General features: G+C 58.1%; 16 protein-coding genes and 4 tRNA genes. 9 read left to right on the forward strand and 11 right to left on the reverse strand.

The genetic code is table 11. The features are described from left to right. Positions 1-62: 62 nt before the first annotated feature. Positions 63-689: an oligoribonuclease gene (gene orn / locus G5S47_RS04800; protein ID WP_257878405.1), complete on the reverse strand. Its 627-nt coding sequence runs from the start codon at positions 687-689 to the stop codon at positions 63-65. Between the two features lie 299 nt (positions 690-988). On the opposite strand from orn, the gene ilvA reads away from it, so the two are divergent. Next, positions 989-2,290, forward strand: a complete 1,302-nt coding sequence (gene ilvA, locus G5S47_RS04805; protein ID WP_006681226.1) for a threonine ammonia-lyase IlvA — start codon at positions 989-991, stop codon at positions 2,288-2,290. 97 nt (positions 2,291-2,387) lie between these two features. Here ilvA and G5S47_RS04810 read toward each other — a convergent pair whose 3' ends face one another. From G5S47_RS04810 to rpmF, 5 genes are all read right to left on the reverse strand, one after another. Beyond that, on the reverse strand, positions 2,388-2,819 hold the full coding sequence (locus G5S47_RS04810; RefSeq protein WP_103631905.1) for a winged helix-turn-helix domain-containing protein: 432 nt from the start codon (positions 2,817-2,819) through the stop codon (positions 2,388-2,390). A 313-nt stretch (positions 2,820-3,132) separates the two neighbouring features. Beyond that, positions 3,133-3,205: transfer RNA gene (locus tag G5S47_RS04815), tRNA-Arg, on the reverse strand. Between the two features lie 240 nt (positions 3,206-3,445). Then, entirely contained in the window at positions 3,446-3,736 is a 291-nt protein-coding gene (locus G5S47_RS04820; protein WP_006681228.1) for a putative quinol monooxygenase, read from the reverse strand. A gap of 84 nt (positions 3,737-3,820) precedes the next feature. Further along, a complete protein-coding gene (locus G5S47_RS04825) occupies positions 3,821-5,029 on the reverse strand; it encodes a cation:proton antiporter (RefSeq protein ID WP_006681229.1) in 1,209 nt (402 codons plus the stop codon). Positions 5,030-5,372: 343 nt separating this feature from the next. After that, positions 5,373-5,543, reverse strand: coding sequence for a 50S ribosomal protein L32 (rpmF, locus tag G5S47_RS04830; RefSeq protein WP_006681230.1), 171 nt, complete (start codon positions 5,541-5,543; stop codon positions 5,373-5,375). A gap of 276 nt (positions 5,544-5,819) precedes the next feature. On the opposite strand from rpmF, the gene G5S47_RS04835 reads away from it, so the two are divergent. From G5S47_RS04835 to G5S47_RS04850, 4 genes are all read left to right on the forward strand, one after another. After that, positions 5,820-6,461, forward strand: a complete 642-nt coding sequence (locus tag G5S47_RS04835) for an IMPACT family protein (protein ID WP_219585201.1) — start codon at positions 5,820-5,822, stop codon at positions 6,459-6,461. Positions 6,462-6,712: 251 nt separating this feature from the next. Beyond that, positions 6,713-7,645: a cysteine synthase A gene (gene cysK, locus G5S47_RS04840; RefSeq protein ID WP_006681232.1), complete on the forward strand. Its 933-nt coding sequence runs from the start codon at positions 6,713-6,715 to the stop codon at positions 7,643-7,645. Between the two features lie 181 nt (positions 7,646-7,826). Further along, positions 7,827-8,435, forward strand: a complete 609-nt coding sequence (gene cysE, locus G5S47_RS04845) for a serine O-acetyltransferase (protein WP_006681233.1) — start codon at positions 7,827-7,829, stop codon at positions 8,433-8,435. A gap of 177 nt (positions 8,436-8,612) precedes the next feature. Next, positions 8,613-9,104, forward strand: a complete 492-nt coding sequence (locus G5S47_RS04850; RefSeq protein WP_006681234.1) for a GNAT family N-acetyltransferase — start codon at positions 8,613-8,615, stop codon at positions 9,102-9,104. A gap of 122 nt (positions 9,105-9,226) precedes the next feature. On the opposite strand, the gene G5S47_RS04855 is transcribed toward G5S47_RS04850, so the two are convergent. Beyond that, positions 9,227-10,189, reverse strand: coding sequence for an Fpg/Nei family DNA glycosylase (locus tag G5S47_RS04855; protein WP_006681235.1), 963 nt, complete (start codon positions 10,187-10,189; stop codon positions 9,227-9,229). Between the two features lie 224 nt (positions 10,190-10,413). After that, the gene (locus G5S47_RS04860) at positions 10,414-13,344 is read right to left on the reverse strand and encodes a leucine--tRNA ligase (RefSeq protein WP_219585202.1); all 2,931 of its coding nucleotides are present in this window, start codon (positions 13,342-13,344) and stop codon (positions 10,414-10,416) included. Positions 13,345-13,461: 117 nt separating this feature from the next. Between G5S47_RS04860 and G5S47_RS04865 the strand changes: the two genes are divergently transcribed. Continuing rightward, positions 13,462-13,902, forward strand: coding sequence for an HIT family protein (locus G5S47_RS04865; RefSeq protein WP_103631909.1), 441 nt, complete (start codon positions 13,462-13,464; stop codon positions 13,900-13,902). Between the two features lie 30 nt (positions 13,903-13,932). On the opposite strand, the gene G5S47_RS04870 is transcribed toward G5S47_RS04865, so the two are convergent. Next, complete coding sequence (locus G5S47_RS04870) at positions 13,933-14,712, reverse strand: metal-dependent transcriptional regulator (RefSeq protein WP_006681238.1); 780 nt, start codon at positions 14,710-14,712, stop codon at positions 13,933-13,935. Between the two features lie 97 nt (positions 14,713-14,809). Between G5S47_RS04870 and G5S47_RS04875 the strand changes: the two genes are divergently transcribed. Both G5S47_RS04875 and G5S47_RS04880 read left to right on the forward strand, forming a co-directional pair. Continuing rightward, positions 14,810-14,882, forward strand: a tRNA-Lys gene (locus G5S47_RS04875). A 35-nt stretch (positions 14,883-14,917) separates the two neighbouring features. After that, a tRNA-Lys gene (locus tag G5S47_RS04880) sits at positions 14,918-14,990 on the forward strand. 187 nt (positions 14,991-15,177) lie between these two features. On the opposite strand, the gene G5S47_RS04885 is transcribed toward G5S47_RS04880, so the two are convergent. Then, on the reverse strand, positions 15,178-15,654 hold the full coding sequence (locus G5S47_RS04885) for a peroxiredoxin (RefSeq protein WP_006681240.1): 477 nt from the start codon (positions 15,652-15,654) through the stop codon (positions 15,178-15,180). Between the two features lie 149 nt (positions 15,655-15,803). Between G5S47_RS04885 and G5S47_RS04890 the strand changes: the two genes are divergently transcribed. Beyond that, complete coding sequence (locus G5S47_RS04890; RefSeq protein ID WP_219585203.1) at positions 15,804-17,372, forward strand: Na+/H+ antiporter NhaC family protein; 1,569 nt, start codon at positions 15,804-15,806, stop codon at positions 17,370-17,372. A gap of 110 nt (positions 17,373-17,482) precedes the next feature. Here G5S47_RS04890 and G5S47_RS04895 read toward each other — a convergent pair. Continuing rightward, positions 17,483-17,563: transfer RNA gene (locus G5S47_RS04895), tRNA-Leu, on the reverse strand. Positions 17,564-17,612 lie beyond the last annotated feature (49 nt).

A 17,612-nucleotide genomic window follows, 5' to 3' on the forward strand; every position in this document is an offset into this window, starting at 1 on the left:
CAACCGTCCCTGCTTTGCAATAACGCGACCGCAATGCTGGCGCGAAACCGAGTTAACGCAGATCAGGCACCAATACGTGGAATCTCAAGAGCCAGAGTTTCCTTCAGCGCTTGAGCCGCAGCCTCGGAAGAAACACGGTGAGACGGGAACAAAACGCGACGGAAATACTCAAGTTCCTGGATAGATTCCAGAATGTCCGCGAGCGCACGGTGACCACCGTGCTTGGTCGGTGCGCCGTAGAACGCGTTCGGGTACCAGCGCTTCGCCAGTTCCTTCAGGGAAGAAACGTCGATGATGCGGTAGTGAAGGTGGTCGATAACACTGGGCATATATTCCTCGAGGAACATCTTGTCCGTGCCGACCGAGTTACCGGCAAGAAGAGCTTTTCCGGGGGTAGGAACGAACTGCTTGACGTACGACAGAACCTGGTCTGTTGCTTCTTGGAGCGTCAGCCCGTTTTCAAGTTCTTTAAGCAACCCGGAGGTCGTGTGCATGTTGCGCACGAAGTCGTTCATGTGCTCCAGTGCAGCTGCTGGGGGCTTGATCAGAACGTCGATGCCTGGGTCAACTATGTTCAGGTCGCCGTCAGTGATAACGACGGCGACCTCGACCAGCGCGTCGGCTTTCACGTTGAGGCCGGTCATTTCGCAGTCGATCCATACCAATGGATCCTTCAGTTTCTTCGTCACTCGCTTATTTTACCGCGGGGTTTTGAGCCCTCTTGCGTGGGACGTGCCACCTTCGTCGCGCCCGCGCGGGGGCTCCCTCTCCCCTTTCGCACACATTGACGAGGCTCCCCTGAAGATCATTCCAATTTCGCCGTCCTCACGGGGGAGCAGAATATATCCCCACTGATGTATTTTCTCTGACCGCCACGTGATCGCCATCGAACGCAGGTAGGCAAGCGGTTTTAGACTGTATCCGTTCGCCGTACGCACCCGCGCCGGCTTGCGACCGATTCCTGGTTCCCGATCGATTGAAGGACCTGATGCGCGACACAACCGCTTCCACGTTCCACACAAATGCGACTCCTGCGGATATTGAATCCGCATCAAAGGTGTTGCGTGGCGTTGTTCACCGCACTGCGTTGGCGCGTTCTGAACGGTTGACGGACGCGATTGGTGCCCCGGTGCTGCTCAAGCGTGAAGATACGCAGAAGTGCCGTTCCTTCAAGGTTCGAGGCGCCTACGCACGTATGTCGCTATTATCTGCAGCTGAACGCGAACGTGGCGTCGTCTGCGCCTCGGCAGGTAACCATGCGCAGGGCATCGCCTATTCGTGCGCTCACCTGAAGGTTCACGGCACGATTTATCTGCCGTCGAATACTCCTCGTCAGAAGCGCAATCGTATTGCTGCGATCGGTGGTGATTGGGTGGAGCAGGTCATCGTTGATGGCACCTTCGACAAGGCAAACGCACTGGCGCAGGAAGCTGCGCGCGCGACTGGGCGCACCTACGTTCACCCCTACGATGATCCGATGACGATCGCGGGCCAGGGCACGATCGGCGTTGAGTTGCTTGAACAGATGCCTGAAAACACGGCGGCAGTCCTCGTTCCCGTCGGTGGCGGTGGATTGCTTGCTGGCATCGCGACGTGGATCCGCGCTAAGCGCCCCGAAATCAAGATCATCGGCGTCGAGCCCGAAGGGGCGGCCTCGATGCACGCTGCCCTGCATGCTGGCGAGCCAATTACGTTGGCATCGGTTGACCCGTTCGTTGACGGCACCGCTGTTGGTCGTGCGGGAGCTCTCGCCTACGACGCTACCCGCCTGTACGTCGACGATGTATTCGTTGTTCCCGAGGGCGCAGTGTGCACGGAAATGCTCGACCTCTACCAGTCCGATGGCGTCATTGCTGAGCCGGCTGGCGCCCTGGCATCGACCGCGATCCGTTCCTACCTGTCAACCCCTGAAGAGCGCGAACGCTACCTGGGTGACTCTGATGGTGCAATCATCGCGATCGTGTCCGGTGGCAATAACGACCTGACACGTTACGCCGAGGTTATGGAGCGTTCGCTTCGTCACGAGGGCTTGCGCCACTACTTCCTGGTCACGTTCCCCCAGCAACCGGGGGCTCTGCGCCTCTTCCTGCAGGATGTCCTTGGCCCGCACGACGACATCGTTCACTTCGAGTACACAAAGAAGAACAATCGAGAATCTGGGCCCGCCGTTGTTGGCATCGACATTGCGGCGAAGGATGACATCGACGGGTTGCGCCGACGCATGGCAGATTCGCCCCTGCACGTCGAAGAGCTGCATGCGGATTCGGAGATTTTCCGCCTGATCATCTGAGGCGTCACGCTAGTTCCACTTGCGAGCGCTTTCGGTAAGCATGTGGCTTTCTCTTATTCACGAGGCTGGCCACGTGTTTGCCCGGCCTCGTGGCATGTTATGCGGCCAGAGTGTGCGTGAGCGTTGCTTGGACGCGCACGCCTTCACCCGTGTTGAAGCGGTAGCCCTGGCCTCGAACAGTCGAGATCAGTCCGGGGGCCTTAGCGAGCTTCTTACGCAGGCGACGAATGTGTGCGTCAACTGTACGCGAGTCGGAGCCAAGGCCAGCGCCGTTCCAGACGGTCGAAAAAAGTTCTTCGCGTGAAACTGCGCGATCAGCGTTCAAGGCAAGGTGAGTGAGTAGCTCGCGTTCCTTTGCACAGAGGGCAATGCGGGCGCCTCGGATGGTCAGTTCCCCGCGGTCAGCGTTGAACTCAATGCGAGCGGGAGCAAGGCGAAGGTGCGCGAGGATCTCAAGGAAATCGTCGAAAGACGTTTCGGGGGTTTCATCGACGACGGCAGAGTTTGCGGGGGTGTTGACCAGAGTCATGGTGTATCCAGGTTTCTTTGGTGCCGCTACCCAGCTTTGTTCACAAAGGGGCTTTTAAGTCACAGCGGCAGTGATTGACAGAGGTTCGAGGGCGTCAATCACATACACATTCGCTCACGCACAGTGGTGCCCTGAAGGCAGCACATTTCGTAAGCGAAGGTCGTCATGGTTGTAGTGTGCCGTATGAGTGTCGCACTTTTCCAGAAAGTGACCACATTGTGAGACTTTGTAACACGCGCTGATTCGCTCTTGACGGTGCGCCATGATAAACAAAACCGGCCTGATCGCAGAAAAACTACGATCAGGCCGGTTGCGCCCCTGACAGGACTCGAACCTGCAACCTCGGGATTAGAAGGCCCTTGCTCTATCCATTGAGCTACAGAGGCATTGCCGGGAGCGCCCACCTCGAGCGGGCTTCGACGCGAACCAAGTTTACCGGCACCGGGCGTCAACGCCCAAAGATGTCACCACCGTGCATTCTTCGACGCAGACACAACGCATGTGTGCCCGGCCTCGTTCATCATCCATCACCGAACGCGCACGATGCACCCAACCCCAAAAGTCACCAAAGAAGAGCGCCGGAGCGGCCACCCACCCCGGCACTTTCCTCACACTCCAGTGCGCGTTCACTCCACTGCGTCAAGGAACGTTAGCTGTGACTCCGGCTCCTCGATGATCTGGTTCAAGCGATCGTTGAAGACCTTGCCGTAAGGCATATTGATGTGTGCCTCGAACGCCGCGTCATCGGCGTACTTCTCAAAGACAACGAACTTGCGTGGATTGTCAACCTCACGATGAGGCTCAAACGTCACATTCCCCGGCTCCGTGTGCACGTTGCGCGCCAGGCCGGCGATCATTTCCGCAACCTCGTCTTCGAAGCCTTCCTTGGCAGTAAAGCGAGCAATCAGAATCTTCATCGTTTCTCCTTCGATCAAGTCCACTTGGCGACCACTTCTCCGCTGGGTTTCATCCAATCGACGAGGCCGCGCTCACCTGTCATTCTATTCCGCTTCTACTAGGGCGCGGGAAGGAAAAACCTTATTTTCAAGGGAGGCAAGCAAGGGGAAGAAGAGGACCGACGCGGCGCCGGAAGCCACCAGGATTGATCCGATATCTTCGGCCATCACGCCAGCATTCACAGCCACACCCGTCACGGCAACGATGATCGGCAGACCCGTCGCACCGTAGAGACCAATCCTCGTGGCATCGCGCCATGTAGTTTTCTCGACCGTGCCAACGAAGCGTTCAATCAGCACAATGGGCAGGCCTCGAACCACCAGGATGACAGTCACGAATGCCACCAGCAACCAAGGGCGCTCAATGACGGCGCTCAGCGAAATATTCATACCCGAGGTCACGAAGAAAACCGGGATCAGGAACGAGAAGCCAATCGTCCGCAGTTCCCCTTCAATCGCACTGAAGTTCACCGGAGACAGCGCGTGGACGACGACGCCGGCGGCGAACGCGCCGAGGACAATGTCGAGGTTCAAGACAGCGGAAAGCGCCATCAGACCGGTCAGGATTGCCATGACCACGCGCATCAGCGTCTTCGACGAAGTCTGTGCACCGCGCAAGATCACGCGACCAATTTCGGGGTGGCGCAGAATGAAACGCGTCGGAATCGCAACGGAGATCAACGTTGCAACGACGAAGAATACAAGGATGACAGCAGCCCAACCTGGCGAACGCGTGCCAAGCAGAAGCGACATGGCGATAACAGGAGCGAGTTCACCAATCGCACCGTGGATCAGCACCGCTTCACCAGCAGGCTTACCCATCATTCCCGCTTCCATCAGAATCGGAAGCAACGTGCCCAGAGCTGTGGACGTAAACGCAATGGCAAGTGCGATCGCGGAGCTGTAATCACCGTTACGCAATGTGACAACAGCCAGTGCAAATGCGGCGAGGAAACAGATCAGCCACGTAATCGCAGCAACGCGACCAGGCTTGGCACGCACTTGCGAAATATTGATTTCAGTACCTGCGATCAAGAACAGAATTCCCATACCGATCTCACGTAGCAGGTGTACGGAATCCGAGACCTGAGCGATCCCCAGAACTGAGGGTCCAATGATGACACCAAGAATCAACAGCCAGACTACATCCGGAACGCGCTTACGAGTCGCAGAAGACAAGAGCGGAGCCAAGAGAGCTGCCAAAGCAATAACAAAAAGGGACACGAAATCTTGGCTGAGGTTCTCCGAGCTCATCGGGTGAAGGCTCTGCCCCGAAAGAGCTGAAACTAACGCATTATTGTGCACGTGCTTACTCTAAAAACCCTTGTGCCTTTTCCACCACTAAAAAGGCGTATCCCACATTCTTTGCGGCATCTCACTCCCGACGGTCGGGCATGTCATGCGAGGCGACAAAACCCGCCACACAGCACCTCGTACATGCCCACCCACGTCATACGAGGCGACACTTCCCTCCTCCCAGAACCCAAAACGTCGCCTCAGACGACACAAACGACAATCACACTCAGTCAGGCTCGAGAAATCGGGTACGGAAAAGGCCCGGCGCATAAGCACCGGGCCTCAACTGCAGGATCGAGGGTCAGGCCTCGACGTCCAGCAGACCGTTCTTGTATGCCTTTGCCAAACGACGCGGGATACGAACCTCACGGCCAGCAACCTTGACGGTGTTGAGCTCGGTGAGATCTGCCTTCCACGCGGAGCGGCGCGTGCGGGTGTTCGCACGGGACATCTTTCGCTTCGGAACTGCCATTGAATCGTGCCTCCCCTCTCTTCTCGGTAGTCGTATGGTCGGTTGGTGGCTCAAAAACGAGCCGCCGTCCGACGCCAGAACGTCGCGAGAAGGACCCGACCGGCCCATTCCCACCGACGGCAACCCGAAAATCGTACCATGAACGCCCGTTTTGCCCCTAGTTCGATACTCTGCCTGAGATGCGATCCTCATTACATGTTCCGCACCTCTCATGTCATCAGCTAGGTTAGAGGGCGACATCGATGGTGTAGAGGTACATGAGGAAGAGGGGTGAAAATGGGAGTCATTCATACCGTGCGGTCGGGTACTCGGATTGAAAACGAGATCGAGATTAAGCGCTCCCGTTTCATTACGACTCTCGCTCGCACCGATTCCTCCGACGAGGCACGCGCCCTGATTAATGAGGTCAAGGCCGACAATCCGCAGGCTCGCCACAATTGCTCCGCATTCCTTATTCAGGTTGATGGACGCGATCCTCATCAGCATTCGAGTGATGACGGGGAGCCCTCGGGCACTGCCGGTACGCCGATGATTGATGCGCTCCGTCTGGCTGGAGTGTGGAATGTGACCGCCGTTGTCACCAGGTATTTCGGAGGAATCCTCTTGGGTGGGGGCGGCCTCGTGCGCGCGTATTCATCGTCTGTATCCAAAGCGCTCGCCCTGGCACCGAAGGCGAAACTAGTTTCGCTAGACGTGCTGGAAACTCGGGTTTCACTTGCCCAGGCTGGCAGGATTGAAGCTGAGTTAAGGAATGCGGGTGCGCAGATTCTTGGCATCGATTGGGAGAGCGAGGCCGCGATCCGAATCGGCACACTTCCTGATTCTCGCGCGTTTTTTGAGGCGCAGATCCTTGCTCTGACCTCGGGTGTTTCAAAGTTTCAGATGATGGGCACCACGAGAGTCGAAGTAGACGAATAACCCCCATTGTTTTAAGATTCAATTATGACATGCGCTGACATGACACTCACCCCGTGCGGAACTCACCGTCCGGTCACACCGCGTCACCTTCTTTCGTGTTAATTGGGCGAATGACTTTTCTGGCGCTCAGCGTCGTCATTCGCCCTGGCGCATGAACACATGCGTTGCATACCACGAAATTTTTTTCTGACTTCGCACGTTGTACTTACCGTGCACTGAATGATCAGTAGTCAAGCTTTTAGGAGACTCTCATGTCGAACATTGCTTCCAACGTTGCAGAACTCATTGGCAACACTCCCCTGGTTCGTATTAATAAGCTCGCCGGTAAAGGCGTGGACGTCGTCGCCAAAGTTGAAGCATTCAACCCTGCCTCCTCCGTCAAGGACCGCATCGCAGCATCAATCATCGACGCAGCAGAAGAATCTGGCGCCTTAAAGCCCGGTGGCACCATCATCGAAGCAACCTCCGGCAACACCGGCATAGCACTGTCAATGGTCGGCGCAGCCCGTGGCTACAAGGTCGTCATCGTCATGCCGGCCTCCATGTCCATTGAGCGCCGCATCATCGTCCGCGCATTCGGCGCAGAACTCGTTCTGACCGACCCAAAGGGCGGCGTTTCCGCAGCCGTCGCCGAAGCAGAGCGCATCCGCGACGAGCGCCCCGGCTCAATCATCGCCTCGCAGTTCACCAACCCCGCAAACCCGGCAATCCACGTTGCCACAACGGGCGAAGAAATCTGGGAAGACACCGACGGCGAAATTGACGTTTTCGTCGCAGGCGTCGGCACCGGAGGCACCATCTCCGGTGTCGCAAAGACCCTGAAGGCCAAGAACCCGAACATCAAGGTCATCGCAATTCAGCCCGCAGAATCTCCGCTTCTCACCGGTGGCTCTGCTGGCCCGCACGCAATCCAGGGTCTGATGCCGAACTTCATTCCGGACAACTACGACACTGAGATCATCGACGAGGTCATCTCTGTTGAGAGCGCCGAAGCACTGAAGTTTGCTCGCCTGGCAGCCGCTGAAGAAGGCCTGCTGGTTGGCATTTCCTCCGGCGCAGCCCTAGCCGGTGCAACCGCTGTTGCAGCTCGCCCTGAATTTGCTGGCAAGAAAATCGTGACCCTACTTCCTGACACCGGCGAGCGTTACCTCTCGACCGCTCTGTTCGAGGAATACAAGGACTGATGTGCTTCAAGCCGACAGGACGTCGACAAAGCGAGAAGCTGAAGAGAATGCGGGGCGCGGATCATCCCTCGCCCCGCATTTTCCTTAGCCCACATTGCGATTGAGCGCTGAACACGCGCGCTCAATCGTCCAACCTCGATAGGATCACTTCTGTTCACCGTTACCCCCCAAAGGAACACCCATGGCGATCAACCCGCGCCGCGCGTTCAAGCTTCTCAGGGAAGATTTACAGACAGCTCGTCATCGCGACCCAGCCGCCCAGTCAAGCGTTGAAGTTGCACTCACATATCCGGGCGTTCACGCACTGTGGGCACACCGCGTTTCGCATTCCTTGTGGATTCGAGGCGTCAAATTGCCCGCTCGCATGTTGCAGTCGGCAACGCGCGTCATGACAGGTGTTGACATTCACCCCGGCGCCCAGATTGGTCGTCGCGTCTTCATCGACCACGCGACGGGCGTTGTTATTGGCGAAACCGCCGAGGTCGGCGAAGATGTCGTCATCTTCCACGGCGTCACCCTGGGTGGCGTCGCCATGACGCCCGGTAAGCGCCACCCTACCGTCGGCAATCACGTGATGATCGGCGCCGGCGCGAAAGTTCTGGGTCCCATCGAGGTCCACGACGGCGCTAAGATCGGCGCGAACGCGGTCGTGGTCAAGGACGTTCCGTGCGGGAACGTTGCGATTGGCGTGCCCGCACGCCTTATCCCGAAGTCCTGCAACGACACGAAGGATGACGATCTGATCATCGATCCCGCTTACTTCTTAGAAGAGCCGGAACTCTACATCTGATCCCAGAGGGCGCCCTCCCGGCGTCTCATTCTGGTTCAGGGCACCGGCGCTACGCAGGTCCCCCGCCTTGTGTGTTTAGCCGGCCTCGTACCCTTATTTGCCCAGCTCAAGCACACAAGGGGCACGCCGCCCCCCAAAGTCCCACATAGTGTGACCCACACCACGTACACTTGGTTTATGGAACAGCGCACACTTCAAGCACCAGTTGATGCGTTGGCCGATGTCGAACGCCCCGAGGGTATCGAGATCGCAACGCTCACCCGTTACGACATTCCGATGCTCGCAGCCCTGACCCTGGACGCGTACGGCGAAGAAAACACACCCGAGGCCATGCTCGAGATTTCGGAAGAACTCCGCATGACCTTCGAAGGGGCATTCGGTGCGACGACCGAAGATTCTTTCGTTGGCGCATGGGATGGTGGCGCACTGATCGGCGCCATCGAAGTCGTCAGAGAATCCCCGTGGGATGACGCTCCCGACGGCCCGTTCGTCGTCGATCTTGTCGTCGCCCCGGAATACCGTCGTAAAGGCATCGCAACCGCCCTCATCGCAGAGGTCGCACGTCGTTGCCAGGATTGGGGATTCGACGGCCTGTCCTTGACGATCGATTCGCGCCACATGGGGGCCGCCAGCCTCTACGACGCGCTCGGCTTCACCGACGTCAAATAATAGGTTCGCCTACTGTGGCTTCCGCGACCGTTTCTGCCCGCCAGTTTCATGGCAGGCTGGGCGGTTATTTCACCTTGGTCATTTTCTCCGATTGACCAGGTTCAGCCCGCTTAACCAGCGCCTTATCGCTGACAGCTGGGGCACCAGAACAGACGACGGTTCTGCATGAGCGCTTCGCGGATCGGCGTGCCACAGCGCAGGCAGGGACGCCCGGTTCGGTGGTAGACATACCAGCGTGACGCTTCCTCGTCACCTTCGATCGGTGGGTTGGGTGCTTCGTCGGGATCCATCGTTTCGAGGCGCCCCGCAGCGAGCCCCCGATTCATGAGGTCGCAGATCAGAACCCAGAGGTCCTTCAGTCGCTTTTCGGAAATGTTCGCCCCCTTGCGATAGGGCGAAATTCCGGCGAGGAACAGGGCATCCGCACGGTAGATGTTGCCGACGCCGGCGATGATGGACTGGTCCATAACGATCTCGCCGATATTGCGCTTCTTGGAGTGAGCAACCGACGCGAATCGCTTCGCCGATTCCTTATCGTCGCGCGCTCCATCTTCCAGCGGGTCAGGACCGAGCTTGGCCTCGGCAACCTGACGTTCTTCGTCGTCGATCAGCTCGCAACGGTTCGGACCGACCAAATCGGCAACCGCGTGGTCGTTGAACATGCGGAAACGCACCTGACCAACAGGGGCCGGAGGCTCCCAACTTCCAGCTTCAGCCTGACCGTAGCCTTCGCCCCAGCGGGTTTCTGAGTGCCCGTCCCACTCCCCCTTCGGAACGGGAGCAACGCGATGCGCGACACCGTAGCCTTCATCAACGACAGTCTCATCACCATTGAAGCGCCACCATCCGTACAGGCCCAGGTGAATATGCATCCAATCCTGGGGCCACGCATCGGGCACTTCGGGCGAAACAAAACCGATAAACATGTGCTTGCCGTGGACACGCACGCACTGAATCAGCTTGCCGTCGAGTTGCTTAGCTGAAGCGCTGAAACGCCCCTGCGGGGATGAAGCAGACACAGTTCCCCCGACAAAGAGCTCATTGAGCGTCGAAGCAAGACGACGGATGGCATCACCTTCAGGCATGAATGACCTTTCATCTGGGATCAAACGATAACTAGGCGGTTGCGGCTGGTAGCAACCCGCTTCATGGTATTACGAAGAGGTAAAGCTCCAGACTTTTTCGCACGCTACCGTCGCAGGCTATCGGTTCTTGGTAAGCCTCACAGAAGATGCCACTGCTTGATAAAAAAACACCTGCGGCGCGAAGCTCACCGCTTCGCGCCGCAGGGTTGCCATCACAATCGTGATCAGCGCGGGAGCACCACGTTGACCAGGCTCGGCTTGCGCACGATCACCTTCAGAGGTTCACGGCCTTCAAGAGCCTTGACGATCGGTGCCTGAGCCAGAGCCTCGGAACGCAGATCCTCTTCACTGATCGACGGCGAGACCTCGAGGCGCGCACGAACCTTACCGTTCACCTGAACAATCGCGGTGACACTCTCTTCGACCAGTAGCGATTCGTCAGTGACAACCGGGAAGGGCTCGCGAGCCAGTGACTCACCGTGTCCCAGACGCATCCAGAGTTCTTCTGCGATGTGCGGAGCAACAGGGGAAATCATCAGAACCAGGGGTTCGATGGCTTCACGCGGAACCGACTTCAGGCCGGTCAGGTGGTTGTTGAGGACAATCAGCTTCGAGACCGCAGTGTTCACGCGCATGTTCTCGTATTCGGCGGTGACATCGGCAATCGTACGAGCAACCAGACGCTTCGTCTCAAGATCTGCTTCTTCGTCGGTAACGGTCACTTCACCGGTTTCCTCGTCCAGCGTGTTACGCCAGAGTCGCTGCAAGAAGCGCTGCGAGCCGACGACTGCACGGGTTTCCCACGGACGCGAGACATCCAGCGGCCCCATGGACATTTCGTACACGCGGAACACGTCGGCACCATAGGCGTCATACATTTCGTCCGGGGTGACGATGTTCTTCAGCGACTTGCCCATCTTGCCGTATTCGCGGGTCACCGGCTGGCCCTGATAGGTGAAACCTGTTGCCTCGTCGCCTTCGATTTCGTCGGCGGGCACATACTGTCCACGCTCGTCCTTGAAGGCGTAGGCCTGAACGTACCCCTGGTTGAACAGCGTGTGGTACGGCTCTGCGTCCGGCACGTGACCCAGGTCGAAGAGAACTTTCTGCCAGAAGCGCGAGTACAGCAGGTGAAGAACCGCGTGCTCAACGCCACCGACGTACAGGTCGGTGCCACCGGATTTTTTGCCTTCGCGCGGGCCCATCCAGTAGTCGAGGTTCTCAGCCGAAGCCAGCGCCTTGGAGTTCTTCGGATCGGTGTAGCGCATTTCGTACCAGCATGAACCTGCCCACTGTGGCATCGTGTTGGTTTCGCGACGGTAGTTCTTCGGGCCATCGCCGAGATCCATGGTGACGTTCACCCATTCTTCGCTTCGGCCAAGTGGCGCTTCCGGCGCGGTGTTCGCGTCGTCAGGGCCGAAAGTGCGCGGCGAGTAATCGGATACCTCGGGAAGCTCAACGGGAAGCTGATCTTCGGGCAGAGCATGTGGCAGGCCGTCCTCATCCCAGACGATCGGGAAAGGCTCACCCCAGTAGCGCTGGCGAGAGAACAGCCAGTCACGCAGGCGGTAGGTGACGGTTCCACGGCCGAGGCCCTTGGATTCCAGCCATTCGATCATCGCAGCCTTGGCTTCATCCTTTGCCAGGCCGTTCAGACTGATCTCGTCATTCGCCGAATCAACAGCAACGCCATCGCCGGTGTACGCCGACTCGGTCAAATCGTGGCCGTACGGATCATCAGCTGCGCCGATAGTGCGAACAATGTCGAGCTCGTACTTGTTCGCGAATTCCCAGTCACGATCGTCATGCGCGGGAACAGCCATGATCGCGCCGGTGCCGTAGCCCCAGAGGACGTAGTCGGCGACGAACACGGGCACCTTGTGGCCGTTGACGGGGTCAATGCCGTACAGGCCGGTGAAGACGCCTGTCTTCGTGCGTTCTTCGTCGGCACGTTCGGTTTCCGACTTGCCTGCAGCCTGGGCGCGGTAGCGGGCAACCGCCTCGCGCGGGGAAGCTGCGCCATCCGTCCATGCGTCCTTCGTGCCTTCAGGCCACAAGGCCGGAACCGTGAGCGCAGCTTCGTCATCGTCGTTGCCGGCAACCGTGCCACCAAGAATCGGGTGTTCGGGCGCAACAACCATGAAGGTGGCACCGAACAGAGTATCGGGGCGAGTCGTGTAGACCTCGAGGTTGTCGACGCTTGCGCCGACTTCGCTTGCAGCGGGAACGTCAAAGCGGACCGTCGCACCTTCGGAGCGACCGATCCAGTTGCGCTGCATCGTACGGACCTTGTCGGGCCAGTCGATCGTGTCAAGGTCGTCTGCCAGGCGCTTGCCGTAAGCGGTAATGCGCATCATCCACTGGCGCAGATTGCGCTTGAAAACCGGGTAGTTTCCTCGCTCGGAGCGACCTTCGGAGGTGACCTCTTCGTTCGCGAGAACGGTACCCAGGCCCGGGCACCAGTTCACGGGAGCCTCGGACACATACACCAAACGGAAGTCGTTGACGACCTTCGCCTTTTCGACGGCGTCAAGGTCTGCCCAATTGCGGCCGTCCGGAACTGCAACCTGGCCGTTGGCAAGCTTCTCTTCGAGCTCAGCGATCGGACGCGCGGCACCGATGGAGCCATCGGGAGCGGTTGCTTCCGGGTCGAACCAGGAGTTGAAGATCTGCAGGAAGATCCACTGGGTCCAGTGCACGTACTCGGTGTCGGTCGTGGCCAGCGAACGGCGACGATCGTGGGACAAGCCAAGACGACGAAGCTGGCGACGCATATTCGCGATGTTTTCCTCGGTCGTAATGCGCGGGTGCTGACCGGTCTGCACGGCGTACTGTTCTGCCGGCAGGCCGAAGGCGTCGTAGCCCATTGTGTAGAGGACGTTTTCGCCCTGCATACGGCGGAAACGAGCGACCGTGTCGGTGGCGATGTAGCCCAGCGGGTGACCAACATGCAGACCCTTGCCTGACGGGTAGGGGAACATGTCAAGAAGGAAGAAGGGCTTCTTTTCCGCTAGAGGCCCTGCGAACTCACCCACCGGGTTGTCTGCGTTAAAGGTTCCTCGTTCGTCCCACCGATCCTGCCATGCGGTTTCAATCTGACCGGCAAGTTCAGCGGTATAGCGCTGTGCGGGTTCCATGTTGGAAGCCTGGCTCATCAGGGCCCTCCCCTTGATATTTCGACATTCTTCGCCGTATCAAGGGTAGACCATTCGCGCGAAAACTCGCCTCCTCATCTCTAGCCACGAGGGCCCTTCTGGGGTGAGAATGGCCTCATGGCTACAGTCTTTGAAAACATCATTTCCGGTGTCTGGGCAGGTCGCTTCGTGTGGACCGACGACGAATGCGTTGCATTCGCGACCATCGAGCCCACCTCTCCCGGCCATGTTCTAGTCGTACCACGTACCCCGTATGAGAAATGGACGGATGCGCCCAGTAACGTCGCCACGCACCTTATGAAAGTCGCGCGAATCATCGGAATCGCCCAGGAAAAAGCATTTGGAGTCCCCCGCGCCGGCTTGGTCATCGCAGGTTTCGAGGTCCCTCACACGCACCTTCACGTGATCCCGCTACGCACAGAAGCTGATGTCCTTCTGTCGCACGCAGTGAAGGCAACGGATGAGGAACTGGACCAGGCAATGACAAAACTCCGCGACGCCCTCTTGTCGCAGGGGCACGGCTCTCACGTTCCTGAAAGCATGACTTCGCTGGGTTGATCTCCCAGCTCAAACAACGCTCGATCGTGTTTAGTCCTCGAGCGGCGACACCATCACGATCGACGCAACATCGCCAGCCAAGCGGACGCTTCGACCAGCACCCACGGTGGGAGCGGTCGCTTGGCGTATTTCAAGCGAAACCTGACCGGCCTGGTCAATATCGACGATACGGACCAACGCGTCTAGGCCGATGCCCTCACTATCGAGAATACGCAAGAATGCAGAGTCTTCGTCGGACAGGCGGGTGACGCGATACCACTTCCCCACCTCAGCGCCAGCAGTTTTCTTCGATGTCGCAATCAACGGGTAAATCACGCGTTCAACCACCGACCCATCCTCGCGCGGGATCAGGTCACCGTGCGGATCACGCTCAGGCTTGCCCAGCGCTTCATCGATATGCGCAAGAAGACGATCTGAGATCGCATGTTCCAGAATCTCAGCTTCCTCGTGGACCTCGTCCCACTCGAAGTTCAGGCGATCATGCAGGTAGGTTTCCAGCAGACGGTGACGACGCACCATTGAGATAGCAAGCGCGCGCCCCGCATCCGTGAAGTGGACTTTCCGATAGGGCTCATGCGTGACCAAACCATTCGCCACCAGACGCGATACATTCTCTGACGCGGTCGACGCAACGACTCCCATCGCGCTAGCCAGGTCATTCACGCTCATGCCGTGCTTTCCGGATTCTTCGCCACCCCACAAAGTCTTCAGATAGTCCTGCGCCATTCGCGACGACGACGCCCATATTGAATCCACCGGCTCTAAGGTCGAGGAGGTCGAATCAACTGATTTCGGCGTTTTTCCGGTCATATCGAACTCCCCGAGTGTGGTGTGGTGGTCTTCTCACCTGCTATTTTTGCATTGATCTGCCCGAAGCGGTAAAGTTTCATATCGGTCGCACGACCCCGCGTCATTAGCTCAATTGGCAGAGCAGCTGACTCTTAATCAGCGGGTTGAGGGTTCAAGTCCCCCATGACGCACAACTCTAAAACAGAATACTCTGTGGCAGAGTCCCGCGTCATTAGCTCAATTGGCAGAGCAGCTGACTCTTAATCAGCGGGTTGAGGGTTCAAGTCCCCCATGACGCACAAACGAAAACGGAGCAACCAATCGGTTGCTCCGTTTTGTCGTTGCCTGCCCTGTATGAGTGTTTCTGTCCCTGCGTCGAGAAGCGATGATGAGACACGGCGATCAAGGAAAGACGTATAGGGCGACAATTCCAGCACTAAAAACCGATTCATCGCCTCAGACGACAAGGCTAGCCACACGCACGTATCAGTCGTCCAGACCGAGGTCGCGACGCAGGCGCGCCACATGACCCGTTGCCTTCACGTTGTACTGAGCAAGCGCAACCGTTCCATCCTTGCCAACAACAACGGTCGAACGAATGATGCCCGTGAAGATACGGCCGTAGTTCTTCTTTTCACCCCACGCGCCCCACGGTTCAAGGATTGCATGCTCAGGATCGGAGATCAGCGGGAAGTTAAGTCCCTGCTTCTGAGTGAACTTCTCCAAGGCGGGCATTGTGTCAGCGCTTACGCCCACAACCGTGTACCCAGCTGCCTTCATTGTGTTCAGGTTGTCACGGAAATCGCAGGCCTGCGTCGTGCACCCAGGGGTCGAGGCCTTCGGATAAAAGTAGACGATAACGCCCTTTTCACTGCCCGCAAGCAACTCGGTCAGTGAGATCAGTCCCTGCGTAGATTCAGCGGTAAATTCTGGAGCCTTCGCTCCAATTTCAAGTTGAGTCATGTTGAAAGCATATCGACGCCGATAGCGCTGTGCTCGCCGAATCCTGCACTACCCGCGCAATTAAAATGTCCAGAGTAAGAACACCGAGGGCGCGGCCTCGTGCGCCTTGCCTAGCCTGAATTCATCCCAACTGTATTGAGGAGACCCCCGTGACCGAGGCATACCCCGTTCTCACACTCATCCCACCGATTCTTGCGATTGCTCTTGTCATCACGACCAAGAAGGTCATCATGTCGCTCGCAGCCGGCGCTATCTCCGCTGCATTCCTTATCGAAAACGGCGGGATCGTCGCAACAGTCGTCAAAATCTGGGGTGCTTTCTCTCAGATTTTCTGGACCGAAGGCGCAATCAACGCCTATTATGTGCTGATTCTCTTGTTCCTTATCACGTTGGGCATCATCACCTCGCTTGTCCTGATGGCTGGTGGCACCGCAGCGTTTGCAGAATGGACGATGACGAAGATCAAAGGTCGGCGAGGCGCCCACATTCTCGCCGCTGCACTCGGTACCGCGATTTTCATTGACGACTATTTCAACGCGCTTGCCGTAGGCCAGGTGGCGCGCCCCGTTAGCGACCGCCACAAGGTGTCTCGCGCGAAGCTCGCCTACCTCATCGACTCATCGTCGGCACCGGTCGCTGTTCTTGCACCGTTTTCTTCGTGGGGCGCCTCGATCATCGGCATCATGGCACCGATCGTTGCAGCAACCTCAATTCAGGTGACCGACGCGGGCGCATTCCTGCGTAGCGCGGGCATGAACTATTACGCCATCGGCGCAGTCGTCCTGTTGTGGCTGACCGTCATCTTCGAAGTCGACTTCGGCCCGATGCGACGTGAAGAACGTCGCGCGGTCGAGCACGGTCACGTCTACGATCCGGGAGAGCAGATTCCCGGCCAGTTGACCGACAACCTACCACGTCACGAACCTGGCGCCATGCGCGCACTGATCGTCCCCTTCGTCATCCTGATCCTGGGTGTTCTTGCTGGCATTGCGTGGACCGGCCACTCTACTTCTGAGTCGTGGAATGCCCTGGATATCTTGGCAAACACCGACGTCGCCGTGTCATTGAATGTCGGTGGTGTTCTTGGCCTGATATCCGCGGCGTACTACTACTTCCACTACACGCACAAGGATCCTGCTTTCGAGCTGAAGACTGCCGGCAAGGGTGTCGTCGAGGGCGCTCGTTCAATGCTTCCGGCTATCGAGATCCTGCTGTTCGCATGGATGCTGGGCTCGCTCATTTCTGAGCTCGGTACCGGCGCCTACCTTGGCGCGCTGGTTGAATCCTCAAGCCTGCCTGCCCAGTGGCTGGTGCCACTGATGTTTGTCATCGCAGGCGCTATGGCGTTCGCGACGGGCACATCGTGGGGTTCCTTCGGAATCCTGCTCCCGATTGCCGGCGAAGTCATGGCAGCTGTTCCCAACGGTTCCGACCTGCTGATTCCCGCGTTCGGCGCTGTTCTTGCTGGAGCCGTCTGGGGCGACCACTGCTCCCCGATCTCCGATACGACGATTCTGTCGTCGACCGGCGCTGGCTGTAACCACATCACGCATGTCAACACTCAGCTTCCCTATGCGCTTGCCGGTGCGGGAGCTGCGTTGCTTGGCTACATCACGTTCTCCCTCACTGGTTCAGGCCTCATCGGCCTGGGGATTGTGCTCGCAGTGCTCATTGGGCTGACCGTGTTCGTGCGTACTCGCCTGCCACTCATCGCCTGATCCCTACGATTCACGGTTTTGCCTCCGAGACTTTCCTCTTGGAGGCAAAACTGTATTCGGCCTATTCGACGAAAGAAGGACACCAGCATTCAACTGGTGTCCTTCCGTTGTGCGCGAGATGGGACTCGAACCCACACGTCAAAGACACTGGAACCTAAATCCAGCGCGTCTGCCAATTCCGCCACTCGCGCGCGAACCTGTTTTCGAGGGCGACGAGGTTCCGCATGGAACCTATGCCCA

Origin of the sequence: Schaalia turicensis, from assembly GCF_019380255.1 — a bacterium.
Taxonomy (GTDB): Bacteria; Actinomycetota; Actinomycetes; order Actinomycetales; family Actinomycetaceae; genus Pauljensenia; species Pauljensenia turicensis_A.